Below are 15,915 nucleotides of genomic sequence, written 5' to 3' on the forward strand. Positions count from 1 at the left end.
CAGGCGTTCCGGACGGATGGCCTAGGCGGCGGCCGCGACGCCGCCGCACACCGGACAGCCGGGCTCCAGCGGGACGTCCTCGCGCGTGACGGCGAGCGTCGTCAGGTCGATCATGAAGGCCCGCGCCTCGCAGGTGCGGGGGTAGAGGCCGGTGACGTGGGCGATCACCTCGTTGGCGGCCAACGAGCCGATGATCCCGCAGGACGGCGCGAACGTCGCCGCCGGTGAGTTCTCCGGGGTCGCCGCGATCCCGCGGTCGAAGTAGGGGTACTTGCGCCGGTAGGCCGCGTTCTGGCATTCCGGGCAGCCGGTCGTCCCGGGGATGTACGTCGGCCCGACGCGCACCACCGGCGGGAACACGCCCATCGTCATGTACGGGACGCCCTCCGCGAAGCAGGCCTGGCCGATCCAGTCGGAGGTGTGCCCCGCCGGCCAGTCGATCGCGCCGATCAGGAAGTCCGGCCTGACGTCGGCCACGACCTCGCGGATGTCCTGCGCCGACTTCATCCGGCGCGGGATGCCGACGAACTCCGTGCGCTCGTTGAGGCGACCGAGCCGCTCGTGGGCCGCGTCGACCTTGAGGCGGCCGACGTCGTCCTGGTTGTAGAGGATCTGGCGGGCGAGGTTGTGGATCTCGACGGCGTCGTGGTCGACGCCGACGATCTTGCCGATGCCGCACGCCGTGAGCATCGTGGCGGTCAGGCCGCCGAGGCCGCCCATGCCGAGGCAGAGCACCGTCGCCTCCTCGAGCTTCCGGTGAGCGGCCGCACGGGACTCGCCCGGCTTGGTGAGGTCGCCGAAGAAGCGCAGCTGGCGGTCGTACCGCTCCAGGCTGCCGGCGTCGAGGTGGACCTCGTCCTGTGCGGCGTCATCGATGAGGCCGCCGGCGGTCATCGCCGCCAGCGCCTCGTCGAGATCGGCGGCGCTGAGCGACGGGGCGGAACCCGCGCGCAGCGCCGCCAGGATCTCTGCGCGACCCCGCGTGCCGTCGAGCTGCGTGAGCAGCTCGACGAGCACGGTGGGGTCGCCCTCGAGCGCGACGTCACCATCAGGGTGACCGCCGCGCATGAGCACGACGCGATCGCGGTCTGGCAGCAGCTCGATCGTCTGCTTCAGCCGCGGGCGTTCCCGGTCCTGGCCGTAACGGGGGGCGGTCAGGATCGGCGAACGAGCGCCTAGCCCTGCTTGACGTAGCCCGCGACGGGCATCGTCGGCTCCTCGATCGGCGTGATCTTGATCATGAACGTTCCTCCTTTCTGCATGCATCGGGGTCATGGAAGTCGTGCGAGGTAGACGCGCTTGATGTGCTGCGTCTCGTCGGGGGCGCCGCCGAGCGGGCCCTCGTTGAACGCGCCGCGGACGTCGATGAGCTCGAGGCCGGCGTCTTCGAGCGCGGCGACCATCGCGTCGTGGGTGTGAAGGTGCTGGACGTGGTGGCTGACCGTGCGCTCCCAGACCGTCGGGTCGTGCGGGTCTCGCACGAAGGCGTGGAGGTCGGACCGCTGCGTCGGCTCGCCCGGGTCGGTCAGCGGCTGGAAGACGAAGAAGACGTCCTCGGTCTCCGAGACGGCTGGGGCCACGCAGTAGGTCGTGTAGAGCAGCGGCGTGTTGGCGTCGAAGAGCAGGAGCCCGCCTGAGCGCATCCGGCCGGCCAAACTGGTCACCGCCGCGCCGAGCGATTCGGGCTCGACGTAGTTGAGAACGTCGTTGAACGCTGTCACGAGGTCCACTTCTGGGCCAACTGGCAACGGTTCGGGGAGCGCCGACACGCCCAGTTGGACATCGTCGCCGAGCCGGGCCCGCGCCCGGTCGAGCATGGCCGGCGAGGGGTCGACCCCTGACGCCTCGAAGCCGGCGGCGATCAGCGCCTCGGTGGAGGTCCCGGTGCCGCATCCGACGTCGAGCGCGAGCCCGCCGTTGAGCCCGTGCTCGGCGGCGAGGTCGAGCAGACCGGCGAGCCAGCGCGGGTAGTCGGGGGCCTTCCGGTAGGCGTCGTAATGCGGAGCGAGCGGGTCATACGTAGCCGCGGACGTTTCTTTTCCCGCAGAAGCGCAGGTGCCGAGCAGGGTCATGTCATGTCCAGACCCTCAAAGCGCTCAAAAGCGTTTCATCCGATTTCAAATTCCCTGACAGCCGGCATGCCGGACTGGGAGCTGATGCACCGGCTGTGCCTCCGCGAGGCCCGCCGGATCGCGCCGCCGACCGACGCCGCGGACATCGCCCAGGAGGCGCTGATCCGGGCGTGGAAGAGCCTTCAGACCACTCAGGCGCCGGACCACCTGGGCGCCTGGCTGCGCACGATCGTGCGCCGCGAGGCGATGCGGTACCGGGCCAGGAACGGCGTCTTCATCGGGCTCGATGACCACGGCGAGCTGACCGATCAGGGGGCGTCGAAGCGCCTCGAAGTGCTCGATCTCCAGGTCGACGTGCGTCGAGCCGTTAGCAGTCTGACCCCCGATGACCGTAAGCTGTTGGCCTTGCGGTACGTCGACGACCTCACGCAGCCTGCCGTCGCCAGCGCACTCGGGATCCCCGAGGGCACGGCGAAGGTGCGCCTGCACCGGGCTCGCGGACGTCTGCAAAAGGTCCTGTCACAGCACGACGGCCGGGAGCGCCGATGAGCAAGAGCACCATGGCCGACGGACGTCGGTCGAAGTCCAAGAAGGCCGATGTGCACGAGCTGAGCAGCAACATCGTCAAGGCGCTGTCGCACCCGCTCCGGCTTCGCATCCTGGCCCGCCTCAACGAGGGCGTCGCCAGCCCGAACGAGATGGCCAAGGAGTTCGGCGAGTCGCTGCCGCTGGTCAGCTACCACGTCCGGATCCTGCGCGAGCTCGAGTGCATCGAGCTCGTGAAGACCACGCCGCGGCGTGGCGCGATCGAGCACCACTACCGCGCGCTGACTCGCGCGGTCCTGGACGACAGCTCGTGGGCGCAGATGCCCGGGAGCGCGCGCAGGGCGGTCACGACCATCGCCCTCGACGGCGCTTTCGCCGACATCCGCGAGTCGATCGAGGCCGACACGTTCGACGCGCGTCTCGACCGACATCACTCCTACTCGCCACTGCTCCTCGACGAGCAGGCCTGGGCGCAGCTCAACGAGAAGCTCATGGAGGTGCTCGACTGGGCGCTGGAGGAGCAGTCGAGGGCTGCGGTCCGCATCGCCGAGGAAGGCGCTGAGGACATGCGGGCGCGGCTGCTGATGCTCACGTACACGGCCGCACCGAAGGGCGCGGCGAAGCCGGCGAGGCCTTCGCGCAGTAAGCGCTAGGCGAACCGGTAGGGTTCGCCGCGTGCGAACCAATCGTCAGTTTGTGACGGCGGGCGTGCTGTGTGGCACGCTCGCCGTTTTCATGTCCGCTTGTGGTGGACAGTCCAAGAATGCTAAGGACTCCACAGCGAAGACGGAGTCTTCAGCTCAGGGCAACGTCGAGCACGGTGGCACCTTGACCATGTTGGCCTCTTCGGATCTCGATTACCTGGATCCCGGGCGGACCTACTACCAGATGGGCGTCGTCGTCGCCCAGGCCACGCAGCGCCCGCTCTACCGGTTCGCGCCGGACGACGTCTCGAAGAGGCTGCCGGACATGGCGGCCTCGGCGCCGCAGGTCTCCGCCGACGGGCGCACGGTCACCGTGCACCTGCGCCACGGCGTGAAGTTCTCGCCGCCGGTCAACCGCGAGGTCACGTCGGCCGACGTCAAGTACGCGTTCGACCGGATCTTCAGCGCCAACGTGGCCGCGCCGTACTCGTCGTACTTCCGGCAGCTGGAGGGCGCGCCGGCGACGCCCACCAAGGGCGTCAAGTCGGTCTCGGGCGTCACGACGCCGGACAAGTACACGGTCGTCTTCAAGCTCAAGCCCAACAGCGCGCCGGCGTTCGTGGGCGCGCTCGTGCTGCCGGTCAGCGCGCCGGTGCCGGAGGAGTACGCGAAGCCGTTCGACGAGAAGACATCGTCGACCTACAACGAGCACGTCGTCGCGACCGGGCCGTACATGGTCAAGAACGACGCGTCCGGGAAGGTGACGGGCTACGCGCCGGGCAAGCGCATCGAGCTGGTCCGCAATCCCAACTGGTCGAAGGCGACCGACTCGCGGCCCGCGTTCCTGGACGCGGTCGACATCCGCACCGACGCGACCGACACCACGATCGCCTCGCTGCAGGTGCTGGCCGGGAAGGGCAAGGTGCTGGGCCAGCCGCCGCCCCCGACGATCCTGAAGAGGATCAGCACGGAGCCCGCGGGGCGCGTGTCGCAGACGGTCGACACCGGCGGCTACCGATTCGTGCCGCTGAACACGACGCTCAAGCCGTTCGACGACGTCAACGTGCGCAAGGCCGTGTCGGCCGTCTACGACCGCGAGTCCGTGCTGCTGGCGCGCGGCGGCAGGAGCGCCGGGCCGATCGCGACGCACTTCCTCGGCCCGGGGATCCCGGGCTTCGAGGAGGCCGGCGGGCTGAAGGGGCCGGGCGCTGACTACCTCAAGGCGCCGGGCGGCGATCCGGCGCTCGCGGCCGAGTACATGAGGAAGGCCGGCTACGCCGACGGGAAGTACCACGGCAAGCAGACCTTCCTGCTGGCAGGGGCCAACGACCCGCAGTCCAAGACGATCGCCGAGATCACCCAGGACCAGCTCGCCAGGCTCGGCTTCAGGACGCGGCTGAAGTTCGTCGCAGCCGACGCACTGTTCACGACATGGTGCTCGACGCCGGCCAAGAGGGTCCTGGCCTGCGCGTCGTCGCTGGCGTGGCTGAAGGACTTCCCGGACCCGGAGCCGATGCTGCGCCCCGTCTTCCATGGCGACGCGATCGCGCCGACGAACAACACCAACTACTCGCAGCTCGACGATCCAGCGGTCAACAGGGCCATGGACGCGGCCGCCGCCACCTCCGGCGCCGCGCGCGGCACCGCGTGGGGCGCGATCGACCGGCAGCTCGTCGACCTCGCACCGGCCGTCCCGATCGACTGGGACGTCGCCACGCTGATCCACTCGCCCGACGTCGAGGGCGTGGCCTCCATGTACTTCGACGGCTGGGACCTGTCCTACACCGCCCTGCGCGCGAAGTAGCGCGCAGCGAAGGAGACCCGGAACGACGAAGGCCCGCCATAGGCGGGCCTTCTGCGTCATGCGGATGAGAGGACTCGAACCTCCACGGGATCTCTCCCACACGGACCTGAACCGTGCGCGTCTACCAATTCCGCCACATCCGCCAGCGTGCAGCGAGCATATCGGGGAACGGGCCGAACACGTCTGGACGTGGACGATCCGGGCGTTGCTATTCTGATCGTCCCCTTGCCGCCATCGTCTAGGGGACTAGGACGCCGCCCTCTCACGGCGGAAACCGGGGTTCGAATCCCCGTGGCGGTACTTCGAAGCCCCGCGCCTCTAGCGGGGTTTCGTGCGTTAACGGGCGATACGGCCAACGCGCCAGGTCAGCGAGCGTTGAACTCCAGACTTCCGGCCAGTTCCCAGAACGAGCCGGAACCAGGAGATTTGTCACATGTCATGGATGCGACGTCGTTCCATTCGGCCTGCCGCTGCGCGTGCGCTAGCGGTCGGCGTGCTCGCCGCAGGGATCGCGGCGCCGGCTTCGGCCAACGCAGGTGTGCTCGACTCGGTCGCCGGCTGGTGGCCGATGTACGAGGGTTCCGGCCAGGTCGTGCACGACCTCTCCGGCCACGGCAACAACGGCATGCTCGGCACCACGCCGGGCGTCGATGCCAACGATCCGGCCTGGATCAGGGGCTTCCTGTTCAGCTCCGGGCTGCGCTTCGACGGCAACGACGTCGTCCGGATCCCGGACGGCTCGTCGCTCAACACGACGACGGTCACCGCCTCGGCGTGGGTGCGCGCGTCGCAGTCCCCGGGCCAGTTCAAGTACGTGCTCGGCAAGGGCGCGACGAGCCAGTGCCGCTCGTCGGACTACGGCCTCTACACGGCCGCCGGCGGCGGCCTCAAGTTCTACAGCTTGGACGCGGCCACGAGGGACACGTTCCACATGTCCGGCGAGGCCGTTCCCGCGCAGGTCTGGGACGGCAGGTGGCACTTCGTCGCCGGCACGTTCGACGGCACGACCGCCAAGCTGTTCGTCGACGGCAGGCTGGTCGCCGGCGGCGGGGACGTCCCGGTCGGCATCGCCCAGACGCCGACGATCACCGGTGACACCGGCCTCGGCGACTACCTCGGCGACTGCGACCTGTTCTACACCGGCGACATCGACGAGGTCGCCGTGTTCAACCAGGCGCTCCCGATCGACAGGTACTGGTCGGCGCTGACGCTGCTGTTCAGCAAGCCGCTGCGCTAGCCCGCAAGCGCGTACGACGCATGGGCCGTGCCGTCGGAGACGACGGTGCGGCCCGTGGTCGTGAAGGCCGCGGCGTCGCCGCGCAGGAAGCGCCGGACGCCGTAGTGCTGGGCGGCCGTCGCCACGTCGAGCCCCGCGGGACAGGCGTGCACATCGGCCGCGGTGCAGGCCAGCGCGCAGCCGCCGCCGCCCGCCACGAACCGCAGGCCGCGCGCGGGGGCGAGGGCACGGCGGGCGCCGTCGGCATCGCCGCCGAGGCGGACGACGACCCAGGCCGCACGGTTGGTCTCCGCGTCGTAGAGGACGTCGTCGACCCGGCCCACCAGCAGCCCGTCGCGATCGCGCAACGGCCCCTCGTAGAGGGCGGGGACGACACCGGCGCCATGATCCATCAGCACGCCTCCGGGCTTCGCTTCAGGCTGCGTCGATCCTGCCCGGCATGATCAACCAGCACGCCTCCGGGCGTCGCTTCAGGCTGCGTTGATCCTGCCCGGGTACCTTCGATCCGGACGCATGTCCTTCCGCCGGCCCCGGACTCCCCTCACGCTCGCCCTTCTCGGGGCGATCCTGCTCGCCCTCACCGGCGTGCTCGCCAAGCTCGTCCCGATCACCAGGAGCGGCGACGTCCGGACGCTCAACGGCTTCCTGGAGCTCAACCGCCCGCGCCTGACGCCCGCGCTGGACCACATCGCGCACCTCGCCGACCCGGCGCCGTACGCGCTCTGCGGGCTGATCCTCGCGCTGATCGCGCTCGCCCGTGGGCGCTGGCGCGTCGCGCTCGGCCTGCCGCTCGTCTTCCTCGCGACCGGCTTCACCGCCGAGTCGCTCAAGCACCTGCTCGCCTCGCAGCGCTTCGACGAGTGGATGGGGCACTCCCAGATCTCCGCCGCGTCGTGGCCCTCAGGCCACTCGACCGCCGCGATGACGATGGCGCTCTGCGCCGTGATCGCGGTCCCGCCGCGCGCCCGCCCGACGGTCGCCGCGCTCGGCGGCGCGTTCGCGGTCGCGGTGGCCTACGCGATCCTCGCGCTCGGCTGGCACTTCCCGTCCGACGTCTTCGGCGGCTACCTCGTCGCGGCGACCTACGTCCTGCTGTTCGTCGGCGTGATCGCCTGGACCGAGCAGCGCTGGCCGTCGCGCCGCAGGGCGGAGGCGGCGACGCGGCCGGCCGACGCGCTCCCGGCGCTCGGCGTCGCGATGCTCGCCGCGGGCGCCGCGATCGGCCTCGCGCTCGCGCGCCCGGAGCAGCTGGTCGGCTACGCGGCGTCGCACACGACGTTCGTCGTCGGCGCCGTCGGGATCGCGGTGCTCGCGGTCGCGCTGGCCGCGACGATGGTCGCGGGCTTCCGCGGCGGCAGCGGCAGCGCCCGTCCCGCGCGCTAGCTCTCGCTCGACTGCTGCGTCGCGCCCGGCTGCCAGAGCGGCTCGTCGGCGCCGTTGGCCGCGCGGCTCAGGATGAACAGCAGGTCCGAGAGCCGGTTGAGGTAGCGCACGACCTCCGGGTTCCCGTCCTTGACGACGATCGCCCGCCGCTCCGCGCGCCGGCAGACCGTCCGGCAGACGTGCAGCTGCGCGGCGGCCGGGGTCCCGCCGGGCAAGACGAACGACTTCAGCGGCTTGAGCGTCGCGTTGACCTCGTCGCACGCGCCCTCCAGCCACTCCGTGTAGCCCGCGTCGACGCGCAGCCGCGCGCGATCGCCGCCGTGCGGGACCGCCAGGTCGGCGCCGAGGTCGAAGAGGTCGTTCTGGATCCGGCGCAGCCAGACCGCCTGCTGCTCGGGCAGGTCGCCGAGCGTCAGCGCGACGCCGACCTGCGCGTTGAGCTCGTCGACGTCCCCGTAGGCCTCGATCCGCTCGTGCGTCTTCGGGACGCGGCTCATGTCGCCGAGGTGCGTCTCGCCGCCGTCGCCGAGCTTCGTGTAGATCCGGGTGAGGTTGACGGTCATGGTGGCGCGGAGGCTACCGGCGCCCGCGAGCGGTACGCTTCACCCCTGATTCACAAGGGTCGGTGGTGAAGGGAAGCCGGTGCGAGACCGGCGCGGACCCGCCACTGTGACCTCGGCGAGCGCCCTGCGCACGATGCCACTGACGGCCACGACGGTCGTTGGGAAGGCGCGCGGGGAGAGGCCGGGAAGCCAGGAGACCTGCCTCCGACCGTCAAGGACTCGACGCCCTCGCGGCAAGGGGTGGTTCCCACATGACCTACAAGTTCCTCGGCGGCCTGATCGGCTGCCTCCTGCTCCTCCCTGGCACGGCCTCGGCCGCGCGCGTCTCCGTGGAGGTCGAAGGCCTCTCGGTGACGGTCCCGCCGACCGTCGTCGACACGCCCGCGACCGTCTCCAAGGGCGGCGACACCTGCGCCGACGGCGCCAACGTCCTCGGCGCGCTCGACGTGCTGACGAGGGGCGACTGGGACGGCAGCCAGTACGGCGCGACCCGGATCCTCGTCGAGGACCACCCGTTCATCCCCGGCGACGCCGGCTGGGTGTTCGTCGTCAACGGCAGGGCGCGCGCCGACTACGGCTGCACCGCGCCGGTCCAGGACGGCGACAGGATCCTCTGGTACGCGTCCGACGGGTTCGGCGCCTACAAGGTCGACAAGGGCTTCGACGACCCGGTCCTGCTCGACGCGACGGCGACGGCGGTCCCGGGCCAGGCGTTCACGGTGACGGCGACGAACACCGACACGTCCTACGACAGCGGCGGCACGCCGACCGGCACCGCGTTCTCGCCGTCGGCGGGCGCGACGGTCAGCGGTGGCGCGGCGGCCGCGACCACCGGCGCGGACGGCAAGGCGCAGGTCACGGTGCCCGGCGGCCCCTACACCTTGGTCGCGACCAAGGACAGGCGCGCTCCGGCGCGGATCGCGGGCTGCGCGACCAACGGGCACGACGGCTTCTGCGGGACGACCGCGTCGTCGACCGGCACGACGACCACGACGACCCCGAGCGCCGCGGCGCCGTGCGTCACCAACGGCCACGACGGCTTCTGCGGCACGTCCGACAGGACCGCGCCGAGCGCGAAGATCACGGCGATCGCCGAGGGCAGGAGGTTCGCCAAGGGCAAGGGCCCGCGGCAGCTCGGCGGGACCGTCGCGGCCGATGGGTCCGGCGTTGCCGACATCCAGCTGCGGCTGACGCGCAACGACAGGGGCAAGTGCTCCACCTACGACGGCAGGACCGAGAAGTTCAAGACCATCAAGAAGTGCGGCGCGACGCACGGCACCTGGTTCTCGGCCGGCAGCAACGCCGCGTGGTCCTACCTGCTGCCGTCGGCGCTCGGCCGTGGCCGCTACGTGCTCGACGTGATCGCCATCGACAAGGCCGGCAACAAGGTCGCGAGCCTCGCGCGCGGCACGACGCGGGTGGTGTTCACCGTTGCGTAGCGCGCCGGTCCGGGGCGTTGTTGGTGTGGTCGCCTGCGTCGCCGCTGCGGCGGCGCTGGGCGGCTGCGGCCTGGGCTCCGGGCCGGCGGCGACCAACACCCAGCTGTTGGTCAGCAAGGACTTCGGGTCGCAGCCGATCCTCGACAGCGACAACCCGAGGGTCGGCGGCTCCGACACCGTGATGCGGCTGCTGCAGCGCAACGCGCCGAAGGTCACGACGAAGTACGGCGGCGACTTCGTGCAGTCGATCGGCGGCGTCAGCGGCGGCCAGTCCGGCGGCAAGCCGGCCGACTGGTTCTTCTACGTCAACGGGGTCGAGGCGTCCAAGGGCGCGACGTCCGTGCGCGTCCACGAGGGCGACAGCGTCTGGTGGGACTGGCACAACTGGAGCGCGACGCAGGACATCCCGGCGGTCGTCGGCTCCTACCCGGAGCCGTTCCTGAACGGCGTTGACGGCCACCGGCTGCCGACGCGCGTCGAGTGCGTCGACCCCAAGTCCAAAGCCTGCGACGACGTCGCCGACAAGTTGGTGGCCTTGGGCCTGCCGGCGGCGCGCGGCGGCGTCGGCAACTCGTTCACCGAGGACACGCTGCGGATCGTCGTCGGCCCGTGGGAGGCGCTGCAGGGCGACCCGACGCTGAAGCTGATCGACCGGGGCCCGGCGAAGTCGGGCGTCTACGCCAAGCCGTCGACCGACGGCAGGTCGATCGAGCTGCTCGATCCCAACGGCAGGGTGACCCGGACGATGGGCGCCGGGACCGGCCTGATCGCCGCGACGATCGCGCGCGACATCAAGGGCGAGCAGGGCAAGTCCGAGGCCGACCCGGTCTGGGCCGTCACCGGCACCGACGACGCCGGCGTCCAGGCCGCCGCCGACGCGCTCGACGAGGGCGCGCTGGCCGGTCGCTTCGCCGCGATCATCTCGGACGGCAAGCCCATCGGCCTCCCGGACCTCGGCGGCTGACCCATGAGGTACGTGCGGCGCGCCAGCCCGTTGCATGCCGCACGCGCGGTGGCGGGTGGGGCGTGGTGTGCCGCGCTGGCGGTGGCCGCGCTGGCCGCGCAGTCGCCGCTCGTCCTGGTGGGGTTGGCGTTGTTGGTGGTGTTGGGCGCGGTCGGCGCGGGCGTCGGGCGCGAGGTCGGCAGGATCGTCGCGTGGATGGTCCCGTGGGCCGTCGTCATCGCGGTCATCAACATGCTCGTCGTGCGGCAGGGGTTCACGATCCTCGCGCGGCTCGGCGAGGTGCCGCCGTTCGGGCAGGTCGACCTGACCCTGGAAGCGTTGGTGTACGGGTTGCTCTTCGGCCTGCGGCTGCTGGTCGTGGCCGCGGCGTTCTGCCTGTTCTCGGCGGCCGTCGACCCGGACGACCTGCTGCGCGTCCTGCGCCGCGCGTCGGTCCGCAGCGCGCTGGCGGCGACGCTCGCGACGCGGCTGGTCCCGGTGCTGGCGGCCGACGCCGCGCGGGTCTCCGAGGCGCGGCGCTGCCGGGCCGACGGCGGCGGCGAGGGCGCGGTCGCGCGGGTCGCGGTGCTGCGGGCGGTGGCGTCCAACGCGCTGGACCGTGCCCTGGACGTGGCCGCGACGCTGGAGGTGCGCGGCTACGGCAGCGCGCGGCGCGGTGGGTCGGGCGGGCCGCCGTGGTCGCGCCACGACCGGGCGTTCCTGACGTCGGCGGTGGTGTTGGTGGCCCTGACGGTCGCCGCACGCGTGTGGGGCTGGGCCGAGTACGGCACCTACCCGGAGCTGCACGCGCCCGGCGGCGCGGGGGAGGCGTGGGCGTTGTTGGTGGCCTACGCCGTGGTCGCGCTGCTGCCGTTCGCCGACCGGCGGGGGATCGGCGGATGAGCGCGACCCCGATCCTCGAGCTGGAGGGCGTCACCTACACCTACGCGGGCGCGACGGTGCCGTCGCTGCGCGACGTGACGCTGAGCGTCGGCGAGGGCGAGATGGTGGTGTTGGCCGGGCGCAGCGCCGGGGGCAAGTCCACCTTGTTGCGCGCGGCGTCCGGGCTGGTGCCGCACTTCCACGGCGGGACGTTCGGCGGCGTCGTGCGCGTCGGCGGGCTCGACACGCGCGAGCACGGGCCGGCGGACCTCGCGCGGGTCGCGGGGTCGCTCTTCCAGGACCCGGAGGCGCAGGTGGTCCTGACGACCGTCCGCGCTGAGCTGGCCTTCCCGCTGGAGAACCGCGGCCACGGGCCGGCGGCGGTCGCCCGCGGCGTCGAGGAGGCCGCGCTGGCGCTCGGCATCGCGCACCTGCTCGACCGCGCGACGACCGAGCTGTCCGGCGGCGAGCTGCAACGTGTCGCGCTCGGTGCCGCGCTGGCCGGGCGACCCAAGTTGGTGTTGTTGGACGAGCCGACGTCGCAGCTGGACCCGGTCGCGGGCGACGAGCTGATCTGGCTGCTGCGGCGGCTGAACGAGGAGTGGGGGACGACGATCGTCCTCGCCGAGCACCGCCTGGAGCGCTGCCTGCCCGCGGCCGACCGCGTCATCGTGCTCGCCGACGGCGCCGTCGCCTGCGACGCGCCGCCGCGCGCGTTCCTGCGCTGGGCCGCCGGCGCCGCACCCGAGCTGCAGACGCCGGCCGCCCGCATGTTCTCGCTCGCCGGCATCGACCCGCCGCCGTCCGGCGTCAAGGAGGCACGCGCCGCGCTGCGCGAGCGCGGGCTGATGTTCGACGACAACAACGCGGTCGACGCCGAGGAGGCCGCGCCGCGCCGCGCCGGGCGCCGGGAGCGCCGCGCCGCCGCGCTCGCGTTCGACGGCGTCTGGCACGAGCGGCGAGGCGGGGCGGTCGTGCTCCGGGCCGTCGACCTGGCGATCGCGCCCGGTGAGCGCGTGGCGCTGATGGGGCGCAACGGCGCGGGCAAGTCCACGTTGTTGCGGCATGCGGCCGGGCTGATGGAGCCGACGAGGGGCAGGGTCCACCGCGGCGGGCGCGTCGCGCTACTGCTCCAGGATCCCAACGACTACTTCCTGCACGAGCGCGTCGGCGACGAGGCGTCGGTCGAGGCGTTGCGCGCGGTCGGACTTCATCATGTGGTCGATCGCCACCCGCGCGACCTCTCCGGCGGCCAGCGGCAGCGGCTCGCGCTGGCGATCGTCCTCGACGCGCCCGACCCGGCCGCCGCGATCTGCCTCGACGAGCCGACGCGCGGGATGGACCGGACCGCCAAGGCCGCGCTGGCCGAGCGCCTCGACGCGTTCGCCGCCGGCGGCGCCGCGGTGATCGTCGCCACGCACGACCCGGAGTTCGCCGCCGAGGTCGCCGACCGCGTCGTCCTGCTCGCCGACGGGCGCCCGATCGCCGACGGCCCGGCGACCTCGGTCCTGGCCGGCGGCTGGTACTTCGCCACCGAGACCGCCCGCGTGACCGACGGCCGCGCGCTGCTGCCCGCCGGCGGCGCCGAGCTGCTGCGCGCGGGGGAGACCGAAGCGGTGGGCGCAATGACGGCCGTCATGCCGGCGGCGTCGCCACGCGCGGACGGGGCGGGCTCGGCATGACGTGGCAGCTCTCGACCTTCACGCTGCTTGCGCTCGTCCTCGGGCTCGGCTTCGCGTGGTACGAGCGGACGCATCCGTCGAGCAAGGTGCTGGCGATGGTCGCGACGCTCGCAGCGCTGGCGGCGCTGGGCCGGGTCGCGTTCGCGCCGATCCCGAACGTCAAGCCGACGACCGACATCGTGTTCCTGACCGGCTACGTCCTCGGCGGCGCGCCCGGGTTCGCGGTCGGCGCGCTGGCCGCGTTGTCCTCCAACCTGATCTTCGGGCAGGGCCCGTGGACGCCGTGGCAGATGGCCGCGTGGGGGATCGTCGGCGTGATCGGCGCGGGCTGGGCGGTGCTCACGCGCAGGCACCTGCACCGGATCCCGACCGCCGCGCTGCTCGTCGGCTGCGCGTTCTTCTACGGCGCGCTGACCAACCTGTCCACCCTGACCGTCGCAGGCGGCACGCCGACGTGGGGTCAGATCGTCGCGCTGGAGTCGACCGGCCTGCCGTTCGACATCGCCCACGCGGTCGGCAACGTCGCGTTCTTCCTGGCCTTCGGCCCCGCGCTCGTGCGCGTGCTGCTGCGCTACCGCGCACGCCTCGAGGTGCGCTGGACGACCGCGCCGCCCGCCCCCGCACCCGCTCCCGAACCAACATCTTCATGAAGACCAAGACCACCATCCTGCTCCTCACCGCCGCGCTGCTCGCGCTGCCCACCGTCGCGACCGCCTCGCCGGCGTCCTCCGGCGCCGCCTGGCTCGCGACCGCCCAGAAGCCCGGCGCCGACGGCATGTCCGCCGACGCGCTCGTCGCCCTGCGCGCCGGTGGGCGCCTCACGCCCGCGGCCGCGCGCACGCGCGCCAACGCGCTGCGCGCCGGCGCCAACCGCTACGCCGCGACCGCGGGCGGGACGGCCAAGACGATCCTGGCGCTCGTCGCCGCCCGCAGCGGCTCGGCGCGCTGCGCGCCCGGCGTCGACCTCCTGGTCCGCCTCCAGCGCCAGGGCCACGACGGCCGCTACGGCACCACGATCTACGACCAGGCCTACGGGATGCTCGCGATCCGCGCGCTCCACGCCGGGCCGAGCGCGCGCACGATCAAGGTCCTGAAGAACGCCCGCGGCGCCGGTGGCTGGAACTTCGAGCTGACCCGCTCCGGCGGTCACGCCGACGACGCCACCGCGACCGCGCTGGCGATCCTCGCGCTGCGCGCCGCCGGCGTCCCGAAGTCCGACGGCGGCCTGAAGGCCGGCCTCAGGTGGCTGCGCACCCAGCGCACGCCCGCGGGCGGCTTCGCGCTCGGCCGCCGCGACCGCAACGAGGCCAACTCGACCGCGCTCGCGATCGAGGCCGCCCGCGCGATGGGCTCCAAGGACACGCGCGCGACCTCAGCGCTGAAGTCCCTCCAACGCCCCGGCGGCGCGTTCCAGTTCACGCGCGACGACGCGGGCTCGCGCGTCCTGGCGACCAACGACGCGGTCGTCGCGCTGTCCGGACACGTCCTTCCCGTCATCTCCCTGCGCAGCACTCCCAAGGCCTGCTGAACCCAACCGTTCAGGCGACCTGCAGAACGCCCGCCGGATCGTCATGTGCGGTTCGGCGCATGACACGTCACCACGAACGCCTGCTCGTATAGGGTCCGCGCCTCTTATGCGCATCGGCGTCCCGAAGGAAACGGCGGCGGATGAGCGGCGGGTCGCGCTCGTCCCCGAAGTCGTCAAGAAGCTCGTCGCGAAGGGTCATGAGGTCGTCGTCGAGGGCGGCGCGGGTGAGGCCGCGCTGGTCCCGGACGGCCTGTTCGCAGACGCTGGGGCCACGATCGGCGACCCGTGGGGTGCCGAGGTGGTCGTCAAGGTGGCTCCGCCCACCGCTGAGGAGCTGTCTCACCTCAGCGGCGGGAAGACCCTGATCGGGTTCCTCAACCCGCGCGGCAACCCGGACGGGCTGCAGGCGGTCGCCGGCACCGGCGCGACCGCGTTCGCGATGGAGGCGATCCCGCGGATCTCGCGTGCCCAGTCGATGGACGCGCTGAGCTCGCAGTCCAACGTCGCGGGCTACAAGTCCGCGCTCCTGGGCGCCGAGCACGCGACGCGGTTCTACCCCATGTTGATGACCGCCGCGGGCACGATCCCGCCGGCCAAGGTGCTCGTGCTGGGCATCGGCGTCGCGGGCCTGCAGGCGCTGGCCACCGCGCGCCGCCTCGGCGCGCAGACCACCGGCTACGACGTGCGCCCGGAGACGGCCGAGCAGGTCGAGTCGCTGGGCGCCAAGTGGCTGGACCTCGGCATCGAGGCCGCCGGCGAGGGCGGCTACGCGCGTGAGCTCACCGAAGAGGAGCGCGCGCAGCAGCAGCAGAACCTGGAGGAGGCGATCAAGGGCTTCGACGTGGTCATCACGACCGCGCTCGTGCCGGGTCGCCCCGCACCGCGCCTGGTCACCGCCGCGGCGGTCGAGGGCATGAAGCCGGGCAGCGTCATCGTCGACCTCGCGGGTGAGACCGGCGGGAACTGCGAGCTGACCGAGCCCGGCCAGGTCGTCGTCAAGCACAACGTCACGATCGTGTCGCCGCTGAACCTCGCGGCGACGATGCCCGAGCACGCCAGCGCGCTCTACGCGCGCAACCTGCAGGCCCTGATCGATCTCATCGCCGACGACGAGTCCGCCGCCTACGCGCCGGACTTCGAGGACGAGATCATCGCCGGCGCCTGCGTCGTCAAGGACGGGGAGGTCCTCTAG

At 72.3% G+C, this 15,915-nt stretch carries 16 protein-coding genes, 2 tRNA genes and 1 riboswitch; of the genes, 13 read left to right on the forward strand and 5 right to left on the reverse strand.

The window, feature by feature from the left end:
- Positions 1 to 21 precede the first annotated feature (21 nt).
- A complete protein-coding gene (locus H030_RS0117215) occupies positions 22 to 1,068 on the reverse strand; it encodes a TOMM precursor leader peptide-binding protein (protein WP_027007025.1) in 1,047 nt (348 codons plus the stop codon).
- 203 nt (positions 1,069 to 1,271) lie between these two features.
- Positions 1,272 to 2,072: a class I SAM-dependent DNA methyltransferase gene (locus H030_RS0117230; RefSeq protein ID WP_027007026.1), complete on the reverse strand. Its 801-nt coding sequence runs from the start codon at positions 2,070 to 2,072 to the stop codon at positions 1,272 to 1,274.
- Positions 2,073 to 2,138: 66 nt separating this feature from the next.
- On the opposite strand from H030_RS0117230, the gene H030_RS37365 reads away from it, so the two are divergent.
- From H030_RS37365 to H030_RS0117245, 3 genes are all read left to right on the forward strand, one after another.
- Entirely contained in the window at positions 2,139 to 2,621 is a 483-nt protein-coding gene (locus tag H030_RS37365; protein WP_027007027.1) for an RNA polymerase sigma factor, read from the forward strand.
- Between the two features lie 11 nt (positions 2,622 to 2,632).
- The gene (locus H030_RS37370) at positions 2,633 to 3,271 is read left to right on the forward strand and encodes a helix-turn-helix domain-containing protein (protein WP_231398466.1); all 639 of its coding nucleotides are present in this window, start codon (positions 2,633 to 2,635) and stop codon (positions 3,269 to 3,271) included.
- A 181-nt stretch (positions 3,272 to 3,452) separates the two neighbouring features.
- The gene (locus tag H030_RS0117245; RefSeq protein WP_196809170.1) at positions 3,453 to 5,066 is read left to right on the forward strand and encodes an ABC transporter substrate-binding protein; all 1,614 of its coding nucleotides are present in this window, start codon (positions 3,453 to 3,455) and stop codon (positions 5,064 to 5,066) included.
- 59 nt (positions 5,067 to 5,125) lie between these two features.
- On the opposite strand, the gene H030_RS0117250 is transcribed toward H030_RS0117245, so the two are convergent.
- Positions 5,126 to 5,209, reverse strand: a tRNA-Leu gene (locus H030_RS0117250).
- An 84-nt stretch (positions 5,210 to 5,293) separates the two neighbouring features.
- Between H030_RS0117250 and H030_RS0117255 the strand changes: the two genes are divergently transcribed.
- Together H030_RS0117255 and H030_RS0117260 are read left to right on the forward strand one after the other, a co-directional pair.
- Positions 5,294 to 5,366 (forward strand) — tRNA-Glu (locus H030_RS0117255).
- 193 nt (positions 5,367 to 5,559) lie between these two features.
- A complete protein-coding gene (locus H030_RS0117260) occupies positions 5,560 to 6,303 on the forward strand; it encodes a LamG domain-containing protein (RefSeq protein WP_196809171.1) in 744 nt (247 codons plus the stop codon).
- Here H030_RS0117260 and H030_RS0117265 read toward each other — a convergent pair.
- Positions 6,300 to 6,695, reverse strand: coding sequence for a PRC-barrel domain-containing protein (locus H030_RS0117265; RefSeq protein ID WP_155892114.1), 396 nt, complete (start codon positions 6,693 to 6,695; stop codon positions 6,300 to 6,302). The two genes, H030_RS0117260 and H030_RS0117265, sit on opposite strands and share 4 nt — an antisense overlap.
- A gap of 121 nt (positions 6,696 to 6,816) precedes the next feature.
- On the opposite strand from H030_RS0117265, the gene H030_RS37375 reads away from it, so the two are divergent.
- Positions 6,817 to 7,686, forward strand: coding sequence for a phosphatase PAP2 family protein (locus H030_RS37375; protein ID WP_051222984.1), 870 nt, complete (start codon positions 6,817 to 6,819; stop codon positions 7,684 to 7,686).
- Here the strand turns inward: H030_RS37375 and H030_RS0117275 are convergent.
- Positions 7,683 to 8,249: a cob(I)yrinic acid a,c-diamide adenosyltransferase gene (locus tag H030_RS0117275; protein ID WP_027007031.1), complete on the reverse strand. Its 567-nt coding sequence runs from the start codon at positions 8,247 to 8,249 to the stop codon at positions 7,683 to 7,685. The genes H030_RS37375 and H030_RS0117275 overlap by 4 nt on opposite strands.
- A 46-nt stretch (positions 8,250 to 8,295) precedes the next feature.
- A riboswitch (cobalamin riboswitch) is annotated at positions 8,296 to 8,470 on the forward strand.
- Positions 8,471 to 8,500: 30 nt separating this feature from the next.
- Here H030_RS0117275 and H030_RS0117280 point away from each other — a divergent pair.
- From H030_RS0117280 to H030_RS0117310, 7 genes are all read left to right on the forward strand, one after another.
- On the forward strand, positions 8,501 to 9,688 hold the full coding sequence (locus H030_RS0117280; protein ID WP_027007032.1) for a hypothetical protein: 1,188 nt from the start codon (positions 8,501 to 8,503) through the stop codon (positions 9,686 to 9,688).
- Entirely contained in the window at positions 9,681 to 10,652 is a 972-nt protein-coding gene (locus tag H030_RS0117285) for a DUF4430 domain-containing protein (protein WP_155892115.1), read from the forward strand. Before H030_RS0117280 ends, H030_RS0117285 begins: the two co-directional genes overlap by 8 nt.
- Before the next feature lie 3 nt (positions 10,653 to 10,655).
- Positions 10,656 to 11,534, forward strand: coding sequence for an energy-coupling factor transporter transmembrane component T (locus H030_RS0117290; RefSeq protein WP_081690893.1), 879 nt, complete (start codon positions 10,656 to 10,658; stop codon positions 11,532 to 11,534).
- Entirely contained in the window at positions 11,531 to 13,195 is a 1,665-nt protein-coding gene (locus H030_RS33020) for an ABC transporter ATP-binding protein (protein WP_081690894.1), read from the forward strand. The genes H030_RS0117290 and H030_RS33020 overlap by 4 nt, the downstream gene beginning before the upstream one ends.
- Positions 13,192 to 13,845 (forward strand): hypothetical protein, encoded by a 654-nt coding sequence (locus tag H030_RS33025; RefSeq protein WP_051222986.1) that lies wholly within the window; start codon positions 13,192 to 13,194, stop codon positions 13,843 to 13,845. Before H030_RS33020 ends, H030_RS33025 begins: the two co-directional genes overlap by 4 nt.
- Complete coding sequence (locus H030_RS0117305) at positions 13,842 to 14,723, forward strand: hypothetical protein (RefSeq protein ID WP_027007035.1); 882 nt, start codon at positions 13,842 to 13,844, stop codon at positions 14,721 to 14,723. Before H030_RS33025 ends, H030_RS0117305 begins: the two co-directional genes overlap by 4 nt.
- 106 nt (positions 14,724 to 14,829) lie before the next feature.
- Positions 14,830 to 15,915, forward strand: coding sequence for a Re/Si-specific NAD(P)(+) transhydrogenase subunit alpha (locus tag H030_RS0117310; protein ID WP_027007036.1), 1,086 nt, complete (start codon positions 14,830 to 14,832; stop codon positions 15,913 to 15,915).

This window comes from Conexibacter woesei Iso977N (genome assembly GCF_000424625.1).
Taxonomy (GTDB): domain Bacteria; phylum Actinomycetota; class Thermoleophilia; order Solirubrobacterales; family Solirubrobacteraceae; genus Baekduia; species Baekduia woesei_A.

Excerpts from the sequence above, each read along its gene's own strand:
- H030_RS0117215 (WP_027007025.1), bottom strand. The coding sequence starts at position 1,068 with ATGCGCGGCGGTCACCCTGATGGTGACGTCGCGCTCGAGGGCGACCCC.
- H030_RS0117230 (WP_027007026.1), bottom strand. The coding sequence starts at position 2,072 with ATGACCCTGCTCGGCACCTGCGCTTCTGCGGGAAAAGAAACGTCCGCG.
- H030_RS37365 (WP_027007027.1), top strand. The coding sequence starts at position 2,139 with ATGCCGGACTGGGAGCTGATGCACCGGCTGTGCCTCCGCGAGGCCCGC.
- H030_RS37370 (WP_231398466.1), top strand. The coding sequence starts at position 2,633 with ATGGCCGACGGACGTCGGTCGAAGTCCAAGAAGGCCGATGTGCACGAG.
- H030_RS0117245 (WP_196809170.1), top strand. The coding sequence starts at position 3,453 with ATGTTGGCCTCTTCGGATCTCGATTACCTGGATCCCGGGCGGACCTAC.
- H030_RS0117265 (WP_155892114.1), bottom strand. The coding sequence starts at position 6,695 with ATGGATCATGGCGCCGGTGTCGTCCCCGCCCTCTACGAGGGGCCGTTG.
- H030_RS37375 (WP_051222984.1), top strand. The coding sequence starts at position 6,817 with ATGTCCTTCCGCCGGCCCCGGACTCCCCTCACGCTCGCCCTTCTCGGG.
- H030_RS0117275 (WP_027007031.1), bottom strand. The coding sequence starts at position 8,249 with ATGACCGTCAACCTCACCCGGATCTACACGAAGCTCGGCGACGGCGGC.
- H030_RS0117280 (WP_027007032.1), top strand. The coding sequence starts at position 8,501 with ATGACCTACAAGTTCCTCGGCGGCCTGATCGGCTGCCTCCTGCTCCTC.
- H030_RS0117290 (WP_081690893.1), top strand. The coding sequence starts at position 10,656 with ATGAGGTACGTGCGGCGCGCCAGCCCGTTGCATGCCGCACGCGCGGTG.
- H030_RS33020 (WP_081690894.1), top strand. The coding sequence starts at position 11,531 with ATGAGCGCGACCCCGATCCTCGAGCTGGAGGGCGTCACCTACACCTAC.
- H030_RS33025 (WP_051222986.1), top strand. The coding sequence starts at position 13,192 with ATGACGTGGCAGCTCTCGACCTTCACGCTGCTTGCGCTCGTCCTCGGG.
- H030_RS0117305 (WP_027007035.1), top strand. The coding sequence starts at position 13,842 with ATGAAGACCAAGACCACCATCCTGCTCCTCACCGCCGCGCTGCTCGCG.
- H030_RS0117310 (WP_027007036.1), top strand. The coding sequence starts at position 14,830 with ATGCGCATCGGCGTCCCGAAGGAAACGGCGGCGGATGAGCGGCGGGTC.